Raw genomic sequence first — 16,227 nt, forward strand, 5'->3', positions numbered from 1 at the left:
ACAGTTCTTCGACGCCGCTGTCGAGATTGTCAATTATTGCACCTGATAGCAGGCCAGGAACATGTCCAGCGCCGATTCCACCACGGTGCCTTGCATCTCGGTCGACAAAGCCGGCAAGCCCAGGGAAATCTGCGGCCAGAAGGCAAAGGATTTGAGCATGCCATGGAGCTGTTGCGCGGCAAATTCCGGGGCGACCGCTTTCAGGCGTCCATCGGCCTGGGCGGCTCGAATCCATATAGTGAGGTTTTCTTCGCGCTCCCCCATTCGCGTCACCATGCTTTGCGCGCGCTCGGGAGAATGGATGGTGGCGGCGATGGCCACCCGCGCCAGATCGAGCAGATTTTCATCGCTCAGTACCAAAAGCTTTACCGTCAGCATATGACGCATCTGGTCACGCAGGGGCAGGTCGGGACGGTAAGGCACTTCCTGTTCCGCCGTGACCCGGACCCACAATTGATTGAGGATTTCAGCGAACAACTCTTCCTTGCTGGGGAAATGGTTGTACACCGTGCGCTTGGACACACCGGCGGTGGCGGCAATCCTGTCCATGCTGGTGATGTCGAATCCATTGGCACGGAATTCGACAATCGCCGCCTGAATGATGGCTTCGCGTTTGCGGTCGGTGAGGCGCTGTGGAGCTGTCATAAATACGCTTCGGCAGGAAGAAAGGAAAATTACACTCGGTAGTTTACTTGTGATCGGCTTTGATGCAACCTTGAAACTACACTGTGCAGTGTAATGTTTTGTTAATCCTGCCCGGTAAAACTAGAGTGCTCGGCTGATGCGTGCGTGTCTCGGCCATTTATCGTCCCAAAAACGGAAAACCGTGAAGCCTGCGGTTTTCCTGGAGTCATTGCCCCATGGCCAAATCAACTTCCGCGGCGAACAGCGCCTCCCAACCTGAAGCTTCCCGACAGGCTCAAGGACAGTTTCAAAACCACAGGCCGATTCAGCGTTTAAGCCTTGGCAAAACCTTGCGCATTCTCTGGAACGCGATGTTCCACAAACCGCGCAACACCCGGCCGACGGCGCCTGTACCGATGCAACCCCTGACGCAAGCGGCGTTGCTGGCAGCGCCCAACCACAGCGTCTATCGCCTCGGTCATTCCACGGTATTGCTCAAGCTGCGGGACAAATTCTGGATCACCGACCCGGTCTTCGCCGAACGCGCCTCCCCCGTGCAATGGGCCGGCCCCAAGCGTTTTCACCAGCCGCCGATCAGCCTCGAGCAATTGCCGCCGATTGAAGCGGTGATCCTGTCCCACGATCATTACGATCACCTGGACTATCACGCGGTGCTCAAGCTTGCCGACAAGGCCAGGTACTTCCTGACCCCGCTGGGCGTGGGCGACACCCTGATCAAGTGGGGAATCGACGCCAGCAAAATCCGCCAGCTGGACTGGTGGCAGGGTACCGAGGTCGAGGGCGTCCAGTTCGTCGCCACCCCCTCGCAGCACTTTTCCGGTCGCGGCCTGTTCGATGGCAACAGCACCCTCTGGGCCTCGTGGGTGATGATCGATGGCGATACGCGGATCTTTTTCAGTGGCGACAGCGGCTACTTCGACGGCTTCAAACGCATTGGTGAACAATACGGCCCTTTCGACCTGACCCTCATGGAAACCGGCGCCTACAACGTCGACTGGCCCCATGTGCACATGCAGCCTGAGCAAACCTTGCAAGCCCACCTCGACCTCAAGGGGCGCTGGCTGCTGCCGATTCACAACGGCACCTTCGATTTGTCGACGCATGCCTGGTACGAACCCTTCGACCGCATCCTGGCCCTGGCCTGGGAGCGCAATGTCTCGATCACCACGCCGCGGATGGGCGAGGCGTTCAATATGCTGGCGGCGCAGCGCGGTACGGCGTGGTGGTATGAAGTCGAACGGCAGGTCTACCAGGATCAGCAAAGCCTGGTGTGAAGCACTACAGGTCAAGGCGAGTTTTCCTATGTGACCCGTGGGCAAGTGATGACGGACATTTCCGGCCATGTCTGTAGGCTGGAAAGCGAGTGAGCTCATTCACTCGCTACCACAAGGATGTCATTCACATGGATGTAAGGATAAAAGGCTGCATGACGCGGCTGGCCCAAGTTGTTCTGCTTTCGATCGCAAGCTACGCCAACGCACAACCATTGGAGTACTTGAGTGTCGATGAAATCAGCAAGGAAATGCAGCGCGGCCAGCTGAGTGCCGAGGCGCTGGTGCAACACCTGCAACAACGCATCGACAGGCTCGATAAAAACGGACCCACGATCAATTCGGTCATCGAGCTCAACCCCGATGCGCTGGCGATTGCCAGGTCGCTGGATCGGGAGCGAGAACGCGGGCATGTTCGCGGCCCCATGCACGGTATTCCGCTGTTGTTGAAAGACAACATCGATACGTCTGACCAGATGCAGACCAGCGCCGGATCATTGGCCATGATCGGGCAACCCGCCGCCGAGGATGCCTTTATCGTGCAACGGCTAAGGGCCGCAGGCGCGATCATTCTGGGCAAGACCAACCTCAGCGAGTGGGCAAACTTTCGTGACCCCGCGGTCCCCGACGGCTGGAGTGGCCGAGGCGGGCAAACCAGGAACCCGCATCTGTTAAGCCAGACGCCCTGCGGTTCAAGCTCCGGGTCCGGTGCGGCAGTGGCCGCAGGTTTTGCACCCTTGAGCGTAGGGACGGAAACCGCCGGCTCGATTATCTGTCCGGCATCGCTCAATGGGGTGGTGGGGGTCAAGCCCACCGTGGGGTTGTTGAGTCGCAGTGGCATTGTCGCTGTGACACACAAACTCGACACCCCTGGGCCGATGGCTCGCAGCGTTCGCGATGCGGCACTGTTGCTCAACGCCATGACGGGCAATGACGCCGCCGATCCGGTCAGTAAACCCCGAGCCCTCGATGGCGTGGATTACACGGCATTGCTCCGACCTGGTTCGCTGGTGGGGCGACGCCTCGGTTACCCACTCAAGTTCGATGTGAGCGGCGAGGCCGCGCAGAGCGATCCTCAGTTTTCCCGGGCGCTGGAAGTCATGCAGGCCGCCGGCGCAAAATTGATACCCATTGAGCTCAAAGACCCGCAGTCGGCGCAGGTGGAGGAGGCCCTGTCCATGGGAATCAAACGACACCTGCCTGAATACCTCGCGCAACGCACCGGCCTGCCCATCAAGAGCCTGGAAGACCTTGTCCGTTTCAATCAACGCATACCTGGGGTCGAAGACCATGGGCAAAGCGTGTTGATCGCGGCCAACAACCTGGTGTTTGACCCACTTACCTACGAGCAACTGTGGCAGACCATCCAGAGTGAAAACGCCGCCGCCATCGATGACGTCCTGGTGCAGCACCAACTGGATGCCGTGGTGCTCGATGTCGGCTCACCGGGGTTGAATGTCGTTCCGCTGGCGGGCTACCCCAGCATCATGGTGCCTACCGGAGCGGATGAAGACGGGCTGCCCACGTCGGCATTATTCTTCGGTGCACGCTGGAGCGAAGCCAGCCTCCTGGCATTGGCGTATGGCTATGAACAAGCCTCCCATGCGCGGCCAATACCTGCATTCAGGCCCTAGTTTCAGTTCCATGCACGTCTGGTCGTAGCGCAAGTGATGGCGCTGCGACCTCATTCAACCATCGCAAAATCCGCCCGCGCCACCGGATTCGGCGTAGGGCCTTTCACGTTCATCCCTCTACCCGGCGCAAACCCCGGGAAAAACACCAGCCCCTCAGCTTCAAGCCTGTATGCCAAGGCCAGACGAGTGACATCCAGCACCTCCTGCCGCGCCTCGAAGCGCTCGATGGCCTGCATGGAAACCCCGGCTTCGCGGGACAAGATTTCCACGCTCCAGCCCAGCATCGCTCGGGCCTGGGCGCAGTGGGCCGGGGTGAATTGGAAAAGGGCGATACGTTCCAGGGTGATTTTCATCGCTTGAGAGGCCATGGGGGTTCTCCGGGCTCGAGAGTACTGGTTTTAAATATACTGTGTTTTTGTACAGTTGTTTTCGATCCGGATCAAACGCATTTTTCGATTTTTCTGTTTCATACCCCCATGGCCAGACGGAAGGTCACTGCCTTTATGGCTTGGATGACTCATCCAAAACTGGTGCCTCGCGTACGATAAAGTGATCCAGATTCTCGATATTGGCGCTGAACACCCCGAACGTCTGCTCGGGGTTTTTCTTGCTGGGCACCTGCCGCAACGCAGGCTGGACGCCATAAAAGAAGCAATACAATGGCTTCCCGCTCTCGATGGCGTGCTTGATTTCCTCCAGGAACGCCTTGCGTTTGCGGTAGCTGTCGATCAGCTTCTTGTTCAGGTAAACGTTGACCGAGTAGGGCGTCTTCTCGAACCAGACCTTCTTTTCGAAGTCGATGCGAAAGCTCTGGGTGTAGTCCTTGATCTGCTTGATCCTGCCCCAGTAAATCAGTCCCGGGTTGTCTTGCAGGTACTCGATCTTCTTGAAAAACGAGGCATAGGGCGCGGTGTGCTGGCCAATCTTCAGCGGCATGCGCTTGAGCAGCGCCTTGTCCTCGAAGTTCGACACGAAACATTCCACCGGATGGGCGAAGACACTGGTCTTGTCCGGCGCCGACTCGCGGCCGGATTGCTCGACGCTGCTGATCGTCGATGCCGCTGCTGGCTCGGCTCCTTGCAGATCGGCAGCCACCGTCGGGTGCGACGGCTTGCGCACATACTCACGCCGACTGAGTAACAATTCCGACGGGAAATGTTCCTCGCGACTGTCATCCGTTTCCTCGCCGACCGAAGCCGGGGTTTTCAGGCTTGCATAAGGACAACCCGCGACATGCCGCGTACTCGGCAGATTCTTGAAGTGCGGCGTGCGCACGTAGTTGACGTTTTTGGCGTTGAACGTGCCCAAACCGTTCGCCGCATCAAACGCCAGGCGACAGGCATCGTTGGGGCACTGGAAATGTTCCTGTGCGGAATCGAACGCCATCGACTCGTCGAAATTCAGGTCGCGCACGTCATAGATCGACAGTTTTTCCTCGAGGCCGAGGCAATAGGCGAGGTCGAATTTCATGGGGTTACCACTGCGCCCGATGGGAACCCAGTTCAGACGCTGCAAGCGTCCACTGCACGGGCGTCCCGGTGATCTTGAGCGGCACATGCAGGCGATGTGCCGGGCCCCATGGCGTCTGTTCGACCAGCATGCCCTGATCCTGTTCGTCTTCAGCCCGCAATGGCTCGGCGCTACCGGGACCCTGGTCGATCAACAGCTTCGCCGTACGCGCCAACGACAGCCGCGCCGAACCACCCAGGCCGTTGTTCAAGCGTTCTGCCAACAAGCGGATCGCACTGGCCGCCATCAGATACCCGGTGGCGTGATCGAGCGCCTGCAGTGGCAAGGGCGTCGGTTTGTCCGCCTGCTGGCTGAGCATGCCCGCGTGCGCGATGCCGCTGCTCATCTGCACCAGGCTGTCGAAGCCGCGACGGTTCTGCCACGGACCGCTCCAGCCGTAGGCGTTGAGGCAAACGTCGATCAGGCCGGGGATCCGCTGCTGTCGTTCGGCGGCACCATACCCCAGGCGCTCCAGGGCATCGGCGCGGTAACCGTGGAGCACGATGTCGGCGTCCTTGAGCAGGCTTTCGAATACCTGGCGATCGGTTTGGTCGTGCAGATCCAGGCGTGCACAACGCTTGCCCAGCGTCATCTCCGGCACCACGCCCGGCTCGTTCCAGGAGGGTGGGTCGATGCGCAATACATCGGCGCCAAGGCCCGCGAGAAAGCGGCTGGCGACCGGGCCTGCGAGTACGCGGGTCAGGTCCAGCACCTTGATTCCGGCCAAGGGGCGCGCCACCGAACCTTGCCAGATTGTGTTCTGCGGAGTGTGGCCGGCGCTGAACTGAACCAGCGGTTCGGCGTTGACCGCGAGCCCTTGCGGATGGGCCTGCCACTGTTCCCACGTGCGCATTTCGGCGGCACAGCCACCGGCATCGACCACGGCCTGTTCCAGGTCAGTCCTGGCCCATTGCGCCACTTTAGCTGCCATCGACTTGCGGTCGATGCAAGCGCCCAGCACGGCTTCAGCGGCGGCGCGGTGATGGGGCGCATTGGTGTGCAGACGAATCCAGCCGTCCTTCGTGGCGTAGTCGCCAGCAATCGGGTCCCACAGTGGCGGGACCTTCCAGCCCAGCGGGCGGATCGAACTGGAAAACCAGAAGGAGGCCAGGCGCCGGTCGACTTCAAGGCCGGGCAAGCGTCCGGTTTGTTGATGCAGCAATTCGCTGACCGCCTGGCCGGCGGCGGCGATGCTGGCGCACGCCAGGTCGGTGACGGCGAACGCCGAGGGCAGGGCGCCGCTGGAGGTGAATGTCAGGGGGGTGAGCGGCAAGCCGAGTTCGGCTTGAATGGACGTGAGTAGATCAGTCATCGAAGGGCTCTCCGGAACGAGAGCCCGAGCATAAAACAAAAAAACCTCAGAGCTGATGAAAACCCCGTAGGAGCTGCCGAAGGCTGCGATCTTTTGATTTTTCAAGATCAAAAGATCGCAGCCTTCGGCAGCTCCTACAGGTAAGGATCACACCCGGAACTGATCCATCAGTTTCATCTGCTGGGTGGTCAGGGCATTGAGCTGGCTGCTGATCTGCGCCGATTCGGTGGCTTGTCCGGTCAGGGTTTCGGTGACGGTACGGATCGCCGAGACGTTGCGGTTGACCTCTTCGGCCACGGCACTTTGCTGTTCGGCGGCGCTGGCGATCTGCAGGTTCATGTCGCTGATCACCGTGACCGCGTCGCTGATCTTGCCCAAGGCCTGGACCGCTTGCTGGATCTGCCCGGCGTTGCTGTGGGCCTGGGTCTGGCTCGAGTGCATGGTGGCGACCACACCGCGGGTGCCGCTCTGGATGCGCTCGATCACCAGGCGAATCTCTTCCACCGAGTCCTGGGTGCGCTTGGCCAGGTTGCGCACTTCGTCGGCGACCACCGCAAAGCCGCGACCGCTCTCGCCGGCCCGGGCAGCTTCGATCGCCGCGTTGAGCGCCAGCAGGTTGGTCTGTTCGGCGATGCTGCGGATCACCTCCAGTACCGAGCCGATCTGCTCGCTGTTGACCGCCAATGCCTCGACTTCAGTCACGGCCTTGCTGACTTCGTCGGCCAGTTGATTGATGTCGCGGGTGCTGCGCTCGATGATCTGCATGCCATCGCGGGCCGACTGATCGGCGCCCTTTGCCGCACTGGCGGCGTTCGATGCGCTGTTGGCGACGTCGTGGGCGGTGGCGCTCATTTCATTGGACGCGGTGGCGACCTGGTCTATTTCGCGAAATTGCACCTGCATGCCTTCGCTGGTCTGGCGGGCGATTTCCGAAGACTGGTCGGCGGTGCCGCGGGCATCGGTGATGCTCTGCTTGATCTGCGCGATGGTCGGCTGCAGCTTGTCGAGGAAACGGTTGAACCAGCTGACCAGCTCACCCAGTTCATCCTTCTTGCTGTAATGCAGGCGCTGGGTCAGGTCGCCGTCGCCACTGGCAATCGCCTTGAGCATCACGGCCACGCTATTGATCGGCCGGGTCACGCCTGACGCGGTCAGCCACATCAGCAGCAGGCCGAGCAGGCCGGCAACGACGGCGACCAGGATCGCCTTGAGCGTGCCGCTTTGCTGGGCATCGTCGAGCACTGCTTGCAACTTCACCGAATCGGCCAGCAGCACTTGCTTGGGCAAGTCGATCACCACGCCCCAGGGCTTGGCGTCGGCAATCGGGCTGACCGGGTACACCGCGCGGATCAGGTCGCCCTGTTGAAGAATCTTCGGCGCACCGCCGGCCAGCGATTGCTGGATGTCCTTACCCTCTGCGCCCAGGGTGTCGCCGATGCTTTTGCCGACCTTGCCAGCGTCGACACTGTAGGCGGCGAGCACGCCCGTGCCGGAGACGATCAGCATGTGCCCGGCGTTGTTGAACAGCTCGCGCTGGGAGTCGAAGGCCGCGGCTTGCAGGGTGTCGAGGGCGATATCGATACCGACGACGCCGATGACCTTGCCATCCACCAGCAGCGGCAGGGAAATGGTGGTCATCAACACTTCCTTGTCCGCGACGGTGTCGGCGTACGGGTCCAGCAGGCAGGTACGCTTGCTGTCCCGGGGGCAGGTGTACCACACGTTGTAGGGTGTGCCGCTGAGGTTCAGGGTGGTCTTGGTCATGTCTTCTTCGACCATGATCGTGTTGAGTGCGGTCCCTGCGCTACGGCTCCAGTAAGAGGCGAAACGACCGATTTCGTTGGACTGGCGGGCGGCGTCTCCGACGAATTCGCTGTCCTTGCCATCCAGGCCATTGGGTTCGAACGCCAGCCAGATCCCCAGCACCTTGCCGTTGCGCTCGAAGGCGGTCTTCAGGCTCTGGTTGAGCTCCTCGCGCAGGGTGCCGGCGTCCAGCGAACGCTTGGCGGCCATGGTGCGCAGGTCCTTGATCTGGTCCGCCAGGGCGGTCACCACCGTCAGGGTTTCACCGAACGTCTTCTGCACCCGCACCGCTTGCTCGGCGGCCTTGGCCTGGAGCAGGTCTTGCACACTGTCGGTGAGCATTGTGCTGCTGGAAGCGCTGACCAGTTCATCGTTCTGATTGGTCTGGTAGAGGTTCATGCCCACGATCGCTGCGACCACGCCAAGCAGGCACAGACCGGACAGCAGGACGATTTTCAGGCGGATGGACAGTGAGTCGAACATGGGGCGAGCTCGCGAATGGATGAGAGGTTGGCTGTGAGCCATGGCGGCTCGACACGCCAAATCCATTTAGCGCCATTCCAGCACATCGGCGGGGGGGACAGATTGCATGAGTGGGCTGCCGACGAACGGTCATGTTTGAACGTTTGCGCGGGGGAATGTGCCGAAAAGCCGGTGAAAAACGGGGAAGTTTGTCGGCGTTATGCCAGTGATTCCGGTCGCGACCAGATCCACAGGTTGCCCAGGCTCATGCCGGCAATCGCCAGGTAGATCGGCCAGCCATGATCGAGCATCACCAGCATGAGCCCGGCACATAACAGCATGCTGACAGTGGCGCTGACCTTGGCCCGGCGCGCAATGATTTTGCCGTTGCGCCAGTTACTGAGAATGGGCCCGAACAGCCGATGGTTTTCCAGCCAGGCACTCAGGCGCGGTGAGCTTCGGGTGGCAGCCCAGGCGGCCAGCAGGATGAATTCGGTGGTCGGCAGGCCGGGTATGACAATGGCGACCAGGCCGATGCCGAGGCTGACGTAGGCCAGCAGGCCGAAGAGGAAGCGGGCGAGTTTGGAGGAGGCAGGCATGGGGCGCTTGATCAGAATTCTTTGGACTGACTCGGTCCCCTGTGGGAGCGGGCTTGCTCGCGAAGGCGGTGTGTCAGGCGACATTGATATCACTGACACGACGCCTTCGCGAGCAAGCCCGCTCCCACAGGGGAGGGGTGGGGTGTCAGGCGATTTCCGGGGTGGTGGCGTACGCTTGTTCCAGCAATACCGTGAAGCGGTTGAAGGCGTCGATGGCGCCTTTGTCCAGTTCGGCTTCTTCCTCTGCGCTGAGTTTCAGTTCATCGAGGGTCTTGACGAAATTTTTCCAGCCTTGCGCGCGGCCACCTTCAGGTTCGCCAAGGTGGCGGGCGCCGAAGGTTTCGCTCAGGCCTAGGCCCACGGCACGCTTGATCAGGAACGCTGCGCCCAGCTTCGAGCCTTCGGAGACGAAAAGCCAGCCCAGGGCCTGGGCCTTGCTCGGGTTTTGCAGCGCACCGGCCACGGGCGCCGGAACTTCGGTGTCGAGGTCTGCCAGGTCGGCCTTGGCTGCATCGGCACGGCATCGGGCCGGCAGGTCCGGGACGATGGCTGTCAGTTCGGCATCGTTGTACAGCGCCACCAGCTCCGATTGGAACAGGTATTGCGCCACCACAAAACGGGCGAAGTTGGCCTGGGTTTCAAAGGGTGCGTGGGCTTTGACCAGTGCATCGAGCTTGCTGTGGGGCTCGTTGGTGACCTGGTTCAAGCGTTGCGAGCGCAGGGTGGGGCGTTGGGCGGTGTCCTGGGTGGTCATGGCAAATCCTTTAAAAGAAGAGGCGCTTGGTAACGAGACGAATGAGCAGGCGCGTGACAGTAAAAAATCCTCACCGGGCGGCTATCAGAGCGCCGCCCGGTGTGCACAGGTTCAGATGTCCCAGACCAGATTGATCGCGAAGTTGCGTCCAGGCTGAGTCAGGCGATCGAGGTTGGCCGGTTGCGTCACCGACGCTTCGCCGACGTTGTCGTAGCCACGCACGTCATCCCACAGCCAGTACTTCTTGTCGGTCAGGTTGTAGACGCCGCCGCTGACGGTCACGTCGTCGGTGACCTTGTAGTAGGCGCTCAGGTCGAGAATGCCGAAGCCCGGGGTCTTGAACTGGCTGCTGACGCCGTCCGGAGACTTGAAGTTGCTGTCGTCGACGCGGTCCTTCTTTTTCACCAGAGTCCAGCTGAGCAGGCCGCCGTAATGGTCCTGGTCATAACCGAGGCCGAACACGCCGGTCAGTGGATTGACACTGTTGATCGGCTCGCCGTTGTCGTTGTTGCGACCGTAGGCGTAGGCCACCGAGCCCTGGGTATAGAGGCCTTGGGGGGCGCCAAAGGCGTCGAGGTTCAGGCGGCCCTTGACCTCCGCACCCTTGATGGTGGCGTGCTTGATGTTGGCGCTCTGGAAGGTCGGTTCGTCGTAGCCCGGGGTGACCGCGTCTTCGTTGATGAAGTCGCGGTACTTGTTATAGAACACCGCCACATCGAAGGAGCCCTGCTCGAAGTTGCCCCGCAGGCCGGTCTCGTAGCTCTGGCTTTTTTCCGGGTCCAGGTCCGGGTTCGGTTCCACCCGGTAGCCGGTAGCGGAGTTTTCAAAGCGCCCGTACAGCGCCTTGGCGGTCGGGGTGCGGAACCCTTCGGCGTACTGGCCATACCAGGTGTAGTTTTCCGTCAGGGCATAGGTCAGGCCGAATTTGGGCGAGACTTTGTGCCAGGTCTTGTTGCCGTCGCTGACGGTACCAAGGCCGTCCGGGTCCACGGTGTTGAGGAACTCCTGGGTGATGTCCGGCTTGAGTTCGGTGTAGTCGTAGCGCAGGCCGGGCAGGAAGGTCCAGTCGTTCCAGCTGATCTGGTCCTGTGCGAACAGGCTGTAGGTGTTGATGGTCGGGTCCGGGAAGTCGCTGGATTTCTTCAGCACGTCCGCCGGGCTGGGAGCACCGATGGCGGTGCAGCCGCGACCGACCGCCAGGCAGGTGGCGTTGCCGCTGCGTGAGCCGGTGACTTTCTGCTGCTTGAGGGTAGTGCCGTAGGTCAGAAGGTGTTCGGTGTCGGCAATGCTGAAGCCCTTCTCAAATTGGGCGTCGAAGACCCACTGCTTTTCTTCGTAGACCGTGTCCCGGGTACGCAACACCTTGCGGGTGATCGGGAAGTAGACCTCGTCAGTGCTCTGGTCGGTCTTGGCGATCTGGTGGTTCAGGCTCCACTTGACGTTATCCACCAACAGGCTGTCGAGCGCGAAGCTGTGCTCCAGGCCGAAGCGTTCACGGGTAATGGTGTCGTTGCCGGTACGCGACTGGTACATGCCGCCGGGCAGGATGCTGTCGGGAATGGTCGGCGCGCCTGCAAAGTAAGGACCGCCATAGGCGCTTTTCTGATCGGTGTCGCGATCGTCCTTGTATTTCTCGTAGGTCAGGCCCAGGCGTGCATCGTCCTTGTAGTTCCAGCCGAGCTTGGCCAGCACGTTGGTGGCGCGCACATCTTCAGGGTTGGCGGCGGTGCGGGTCAGGCCGGTGCTGTTGTTGCTGCCGTAGGATTCGGTTTCATGACCGTCGCGCTGGCTGTAGTGCAGCAGGCCGTCGAACTGGTCGGCGCGACCGGCCACGGTGGCGGATTTCAGCCAGCTTTCGTCCGCGGAGCTGTAGCCGGTCTTCAGGCGGGCACCGACGTCCTGGCCTGGCTTGATGATGTCGTCCGGGTCCAGGGTGTAGTAGCTGACGGCACCACCGATGGCGTTGCTGCCGTAGAGCACCGAAGCCGGACCGCGAAGGATTTCCACGCGCTTGATGATCTCGGGGTCGACGTAGTTGCGCTGGGTCTTGGCGTAGGGACCGTTGAAGAAACCGTTGGGAATCTCGACACCGTCGATCTGGGTCAGAACTCGGTTTCCGTCGATGCCGCGGATGTTGTAGCCGCTGATCCCGCCACGGGTACCGGCACCACCCACCGAAACGCCTGGCTCGTAGCGCACCAGGTCCTTGATGGTGTTGACGTTGTTGCGGTCCAGCTCTTCACGGGTGTGGACGGTGACGGTGCTGGGGACGCTGTTCACGTCCTGCTCGTTACGCGTGGCGCTGATCGTCACCTGTTGCAGGTTCAGGGTGCCGGCATTGCTGCGGCGCTCCAGCACGATGTTGTTGCTGCCCAGTTTTCGATAGCTCAGGTTGGTCCCCACCAACAGGCGATCCAGGGCTTTTTCCGGGGGCAGCGAGCCGCGCACGCCCGGCGACGACACACCTTCTGCCAGTTCTGCCGGCAAGCCCACTTGCCAACCTGTCACGGCGGTAAAGGCATTGAGTGCCGAGACCAGCGGCTGTGGCGCAATGGTGAACGCGTAATCGCCCATTTTGCGCGACGGCTGCTCGGCTGCAGTGGCGGCCATGACCGGTGCAGTACCGGCCATCAGGATGGCGGCGGTCAGCAGCGACAGTACGCGGGAAGGTGAAGAGGCTGGGCGGGTAAGGCGAGAGGACATCGATAGCGCTCCGTGTCGCACGAATCTTTATAGGTGCTGATTGGCATCAAGGATGCGAATCAATTGCATTGGCTATAACGAGACGTACGAGCTTCGGCTATCGAGTAAAAATAATTCTCATTCAGTTCAAGATGACCAGTGCCGGGAATTCCTGGAGCCGGGCCGATGTGATGTGCGCCAGGGAGCGGACCACGTCCAGCGGCTGGTCGAGACGGTAGTTTCCGGTCACGGCGACATCAGCCAACTGCTCGTTGTTGTTGATGATCCAGCCCGGATAGTAGCGACGCAATTCCGCCAGCACCTGGCTCAGCGGGCAGTTTTCAAATACCAGGCGGCCCTGGACCCAGGCCAGGTCGGTGGCTGCATCCAGTTTGGCCGGGCGGTCGAAACCGTTGGGGCCGATGCGGATGCTTTCCCCAGCGGTCAGGCGTACCAGGGCGTTGTCGCCGCTGGCGCGCAAGTCGACATCCCCTCGCTGCACCCGAACCTGGGTCACTCCGTCGAGGTAACGCACGGCAAACGCGGTATCGCGGACACTCGCCGTAACTCGCCCGGCGTCGATTTCCAGCGGCAGGCCGCGATGGGGCTGCACGTCGAAAAACGCCTCGCCCTGATACAGGCGGGCCACGCGCTTCTGATCGTTGATGGTGCTGGATAAGGCCGAGTTGGTGTTGAGCAGGACTTGCGAGCCGTCCTCCAGTTGCAGGCGCTGGCGCTCACCGACCACGGTCAGGTGATCGGCCTGCAGGCGCATGGGCAGATTGCTGAAACTGAACAAACCGAGGATCAGCACGGCGGCCGTGGCCAGGGGTTTCCAGTGCGGACGCAGGCGCGACAGCACGCTGACTTTTGTGGGCTGCGTTGCCAGGGTTTGCGCGCATTGGGTGACTGGCGCACCGTTCCAGATCGCCTGGGCCCTGGCAAACGCTTCGGCGTGCGCCGGGTCGGCCGCGAGCCATTGGTGGAACTGGCGGGTCTGCTCTTCGCTCGGGCTGTCCAGCACGATCAGCCAGTCCAGGGCCTGGTCCATCGCCTCGGCTGTAGCCTGCGCCGGGGCAGGCGAAGGGGCGCGGTGGGTGTCCGTCACGGTGTTTACTCGGAAGGTTGAGAGATGCAGTTTCAAGCTTCAAGCTACATGCTGCAAGCTCGGTTCGGCGGTGGAGCTTGCAGCTTAAAGCTTGCCGCTGCTGTTCTCTGCGACAGCCATACATATCGTCATGATCAGTTTCAGCTCTTTCTGCACGGTACTGAGCGAGACGCCGAGTTTCTCGGCGATCTCCAGGTAGCTGTGGCCGTGCAGGCGGCTGAGGATGAAAATTTGCTGCTGGCGGGCACTGAGTTGACTGAGGCGCACGTTCAAACGCTCGAGCAGTTGTTCGGCATGGGCGGCGTCTTCGGCACTGCTGGCGGGGGCGGCGACGCTTTCCACCACCTCCAGTGGCACGTCGTCGACCATGGTGCGCGAGTGGATGCGCCGCGCACGCAGGTGGTCCAGCGCCAGGTTGCGGGCGGTCTGGAAAACGAAGGGTTCGAGGTGATCGATGGCCCGCTCGCCGAGCGCCCGGGTCACGCGCAGGTAGGTCTCCTGCAGGAGGTCTTCGGCGGTGCTGTGATTGTTGACCATCCGCTCCAGCGTGCGCAGCAGGGAGACTCGCTGGGTGATGAAGACGTCGTTGAAGCGCGATTGACTCACGGGAGGACCTGATCCATTTTAAGCGAATGATAATGCTTATCATCTACTTGAATGGTCAAGTCCTGATTTGTGAAGGTTTACGCACGACCCTGCAAATACGTCGCGTAATCGGGAATCCGATGGGCGTGTGCCTGATCCATCAGCGGGCTGCTGAGCAGGTAGTCGGCGCTGCATTCGTTGCATGCCACCGGGATGTTCCAGACCGCCGCGACCCGCAGCAATGCCTTGATGTCGGGGTCGTGTGGCTGTGGTTCGAACGGGTCCCAGAAGAACACCAGCATGTCGACCCTTTGCTCGGCGATGCGTGCGCCGAGCTGTTGGTCACCGCCCAGGGGGCCGCTGATCATGCTCTCCACGGGCAGGTCCAGGCGTTGTTGCAACAACAACCCGGTGGTGCCGGTGGCGACCAGTTCATGTTGGGCCAGGCGGTCTTTCTGGCGCTCTGCCCAGTCCAGCAGGAATACCTTGCAGTGGTCGTGGGCGACCAGGGCGATGCGCTTGCGCGCGGCGATGGATTTTTGGGTGAAGCTGATACCGATCATGGAGTGTTCCACAGGCGATTTGCGAGGGTGATTCTGAGGACGCCATCGCCAGCAAGCCGGCTCCTACAAGGCGCGTCGTATGCGATTCCTGTAGGAGCCGGCTTGCTGGCGATGGCGATCATGCAGGCGCCGAATTATTCGGCGTGGCATAGCGCCAGGCAGTTATCGAGCATGCGGTTGGAGAAGCCCCATTCGTTGTCGTACCAGGCCAGCACCTTGAGCAGCTTGCCGCTGGACTTGGTGTGGTTGGCGTCGAAGATCGACGACAGCGGGTTGTGGTTGAAGTCGCTGGAAACCAGCGGCAAGGTGTTGTAGCCGAGGATTTTCGAGTGCTGGGCGGCTTGCTTGAGCAGTTCGTTGACTTCTTCCTTCGACGCTTCGCGCTTGAGCTGCACGGTCAGGTCGACCAGGGAGACGTTGATCACCGGCACGCGCACGGCCATGCCGGTCAGTTTGCCCGCCAGTTCCGGCAGCACCAGGCCGACCGCTTCGGCAGCCCCGGTCTTGCTCGGGATCATGTTCTGGGTGGCCGAACGGGCGCGGTACGGGTCGCTGTGGTAGACGTCGGTCAGGTTCTGGTCGTTGGTGTAGGCATGGATGGTGGTCATCAGGCCGCTTTCGATGCCCAGTTCGCGGTGCAGCACCTGAGCCACCGGGGCCAGGCAGTTGGTGGTGCACGAGGCGTTGGAAATAATCTGGTGCGACTGGCGCAGAATGTCGTGGTTGACTCCATATACCACGGTGGCGTCGGCGCCTGCGGCCGGGGCCGAGATGATCACTTTGCGTGCGCCGGCCGTAATATGCGCGGCGGCTTTGGCGCGGTCGGTGAACAGACCGGTGCATTCGAACACCACATCGATCTTTTCCGCGGCCCAGGGCAGGTCGGCCGGATTGCGAATGGCGCTAACCGAAATGCGGTCGCCGTTGACGGTCAGACTTTCCTGGTCATGCTGGACATCGGCTTCGAACGTGCCGTGAACCGTGTCGTACTTGAGCAAGTGCGCATTGATAGCGCTGTCTCCCAGGTCGTTGATGGCGACGATCTGCAAATCCTGGCGATAGCCTTGGGTATAGAGTGCTCGAAGGACGTTACGACCAATGCGGCCAAAACCATTGATTGCGATTCGTAGAGTCATTTATCAGCGCCGCCGTCGTTTTGTTGTTGGAATTACAAGATTATTCGCAAAAAAATAGAAAACAAGCCTTTTTAATGGCAATATTTTATTCAATCTACAACGAGTGACCTGAATCAACTGGTCCAACCGATCAAGAAAACCGTCTGTCATCCCATCGACACCGG

At 61.0% G+C, this 16,227-nt stretch carries 14 protein-coding genes and 1 pseudogene; 2 read left to right on the forward strand and 13 right to left on the reverse strand.

Going from position 1 to position 16,227, the window contains the following annotated elements; all coding sequences use genetic code 11:
* Nucleotides 1–33: 33 nt before the first annotated feature.
* Nucleotides 34–645: a TetR/AcrR family transcriptional regulator gene (locus NPS56_RS02840; RefSeq protein WP_274073365.1), complete on the reverse strand. Its 612-nt coding sequence runs from the start codon at nt 643–645 to the stop codon at nt 34–36.
* 215 nt (nt 646–860) lie between these two features.
* Between NPS56_RS02840 and NPS56_RS02845 the strand changes: the two genes are divergently transcribed.
* Both NPS56_RS02845 and NPS56_RS02850 read left to right on the forward strand, forming a co-directional pair.
* On the forward strand, nt 861–1,919 hold the full coding sequence (locus tag NPS56_RS02845; protein WP_274073366.1) for an MBL fold metallo-hydrolase: 1,059 nt from the start codon (nt 861–863) through the stop codon (nt 1,917–1,919).
* A gap of 152 nt (nt 1,920–2,071) precedes the next feature.
* On the forward strand, nt 2,072–3,550 hold the full coding sequence (locus NPS56_RS02850) for an amidase family protein (protein WP_274073367.1): 1,479 nt from the start codon (nt 2,072–2,074) through the stop codon (nt 3,548–3,550).
* 50 nt (nt 3,551–3,600) lie between these two features.
* Here the strand turns inward: NPS56_RS02850 and NPS56_RS02855 are convergent, their stop codons facing one another.
* The 12 genes and pseudogenes from NPS56_RS02855 to gap all read right to left on the reverse strand — a co-directional run bounded on the left by NPS56_RS02855 (nt 3,601) and on the right by gap (nt 16,063).
* Nucleotides 3,601–3,918, reverse strand: coding sequence for an XRE family transcriptional regulator (locus NPS56_RS02855; RefSeq protein ID WP_274073368.1), 318 nt, complete (start codon nt 3,916–3,918; stop codon nt 3,601–3,603).
* 133 nt (nt 3,919–4,051) lie between these two features.
* On the reverse strand, nt 4,052–5,020 hold the full coding sequence (locus NPS56_RS02860; RefSeq protein ID WP_274073369.1) for a hypothetical protein: 969 nt from the start codon (nt 5,018–5,020) through the stop codon (nt 4,052–4,054).
* Between the two features lie 4 nt (nt 5,021–5,024).
* Nucleotides 5,025–6,371: a CoA transferase gene (locus NPS56_RS02865; protein ID WP_274073370.1), complete on the reverse strand. Its 1,347-nt coding sequence runs from the start codon at nt 6,369–6,371 to the stop codon at nt 5,025–5,027.
* Nucleotides 6,372–6,518: 147 nt separating this feature from the next.
* The gene (locus NPS56_RS31270) at nt 6,519–7,274 is read right to left on the reverse strand and encodes a methyl-accepting chemotaxis protein (protein WP_408601063.1); all 756 of its coding nucleotides are present in this window, start codon (nt 7,272–7,274) and stop codon (nt 6,519–6,521) included.
* Nucleotides 7,275–7,424: 150 nt separating this feature from the next.
* A pseudogene (locus tag NPS56_RS31275) lies at nt 7,425–8,723 on the reverse strand (PDC sensor domain-containing protein); the annotation flags it as partial.
* 131 nt (nt 8,724–8,854) lie between these two features.
* Nucleotides 8,855–9,235 (reverse strand): YbaN family protein, encoded by a 381-nt coding sequence (locus tag NPS56_RS02875; protein ID WP_274073372.1) that lies wholly within the window; start codon nt 9,233–9,235, stop codon nt 8,855–8,857.
* Nucleotides 9,236–9,380: 145 nt separating this feature from the next.
* Complete coding sequence (locus NPS56_RS02880; RefSeq protein ID WP_274073373.1) at nt 9,381–9,989, reverse strand: biliverdin-producing heme oxygenase; 609 nt, start codon at nt 9,987–9,989, stop codon at nt 9,381–9,383.
* A 111-nt stretch (nt 9,990–10,100) separates the two neighbouring features.
* A complete protein-coding gene (locus NPS56_RS02885) occupies nt 10,101–12,692 on the reverse strand; it encodes a TonB-dependent receptor (RefSeq protein WP_274073374.1) in 2,592 nt (863 codons plus the stop codon).
* 121 nt (nt 12,693–12,813) lie between these two features.
* A complete protein-coding gene (locus tag NPS56_RS02890) occupies nt 12,814–13,779 on the reverse strand; it encodes a FecR family protein (RefSeq protein WP_274073375.1) in 966 nt (321 codons plus the stop codon).
* Nucleotides 13,780–13,863: 84 nt separating this feature from the next.
* Nucleotides 13,864–14,385 (reverse strand): RNA polymerase sigma factor, encoded by a 522-nt coding sequence (locus NPS56_RS02895; RefSeq protein WP_274073376.1) that lies wholly within the window; start codon nt 14,383–14,385, stop codon nt 13,864–13,866.
* Between the two features lie 77 nt (nt 14,386–14,462).
* A complete protein-coding gene (locus tag NPS56_RS02900; RefSeq protein ID WP_274073377.1) occupies nt 14,463–14,927 on the reverse strand; it encodes a methylglyoxal synthase in 465 nt (154 codons plus the stop codon).
* A gap of 134 nt (nt 14,928–15,061) precedes the next feature.
* Entirely contained in the window at nt 15,062–16,063 is a 1,002-nt protein-coding gene (gap, locus tag NPS56_RS02905) for a type I glyceraldehyde-3-phosphate dehydrogenase (RefSeq protein ID WP_274073378.1), read from the reverse strand.
* Nucleotides 16,064–16,227 lie beyond the last annotated feature (164 nt).

It is taken from the genome of Pseudomonas putida, assembly GCF_028682635.1.
In the GTDB taxonomy this organism is placed as follows: Bacteria; Pseudomonadota; Gammaproteobacteria; order Pseudomonadales; family Pseudomonadaceae; genus Aquipseudomonas; species Aquipseudomonas putida_AE.

Bases quoted from the DNA above. Each gene is read 5' to 3' on its own strand.
- NPS56_RS02840 (WP_274073365.1), bottom strand. From the start codon at position 645: ATGACAGCTCCACAGCGCCTCACCGACCGCAAACGCGAAGCCATCATT.
- NPS56_RS02845 (WP_274073366.1), top strand. From the start codon at position 861: ATGGCCAAATCAACTTCCGCGGCGAACAGCGCCTCCCAACCTGAAGCT.
- NPS56_RS02850 (WP_274073367.1), top strand. From the start codon at position 2,072: ATGACGCGGCTGGCCCAAGTTGTTCTGCTTTCGATCGCAAGCTACGCC.
- NPS56_RS02855 (WP_274073368.1), bottom strand. From the start codon at position 3,918: ATGGCCTCTCAAGCGATGAAAATCACCCTGGAACGTATCGCCCTTTTC.
- NPS56_RS02860 (WP_274073369.1), bottom strand. From the start codon at position 5,020: ATGAAATTCGACCTCGCCTATTGCCTCGGCCTCGAGGAAAAACTGTCG.
- NPS56_RS02865 (WP_274073370.1), bottom strand. From the start codon at position 6,371: ATGACTGATCTACTCACGTCCATTCAAGCCGAACTCGGCTTGCCGCTC.
- NPS56_RS31270 (WP_408601063.1), bottom strand. From the start codon at position 7,274: ATGCAGGTGCAATTTCGCGAAATAGACCAGGTCGCCACCGCGTCCAAT.
- NPS56_RS02875 (WP_274073372.1), bottom strand. From the start codon at position 9,235: ATGCCTGCCTCCTCCAAACTCGCCCGCTTCCTCTTCGGCCTGCTGGCC.
- NPS56_RS02880 (WP_274073373.1), bottom strand. From the start codon at position 9,989: ATGACCACCCAGGACACCGCCCAACGCCCCACCCTGCGCTCGCAACGC.
- NPS56_RS02885 (WP_274073374.1), bottom strand. From the start codon at position 12,692: ATGTCCTCTCGCCTTACCCGCCCAGCCTCTTCACCTTCCCGCGTACTG.
- NPS56_RS02900 (WP_274073377.1), bottom strand. From the start codon at position 14,927: ATGATCGGTATCAGCTTCACCCAAAAATCCATCGCCGCGCGCAAGCGC.
- gap (WP_274073378.1), bottom strand. From the start codon at position 16,063: ATGACTCTACGAATCGCAATCAATGGTTTTGGCCGCATTGGTCGTAAC.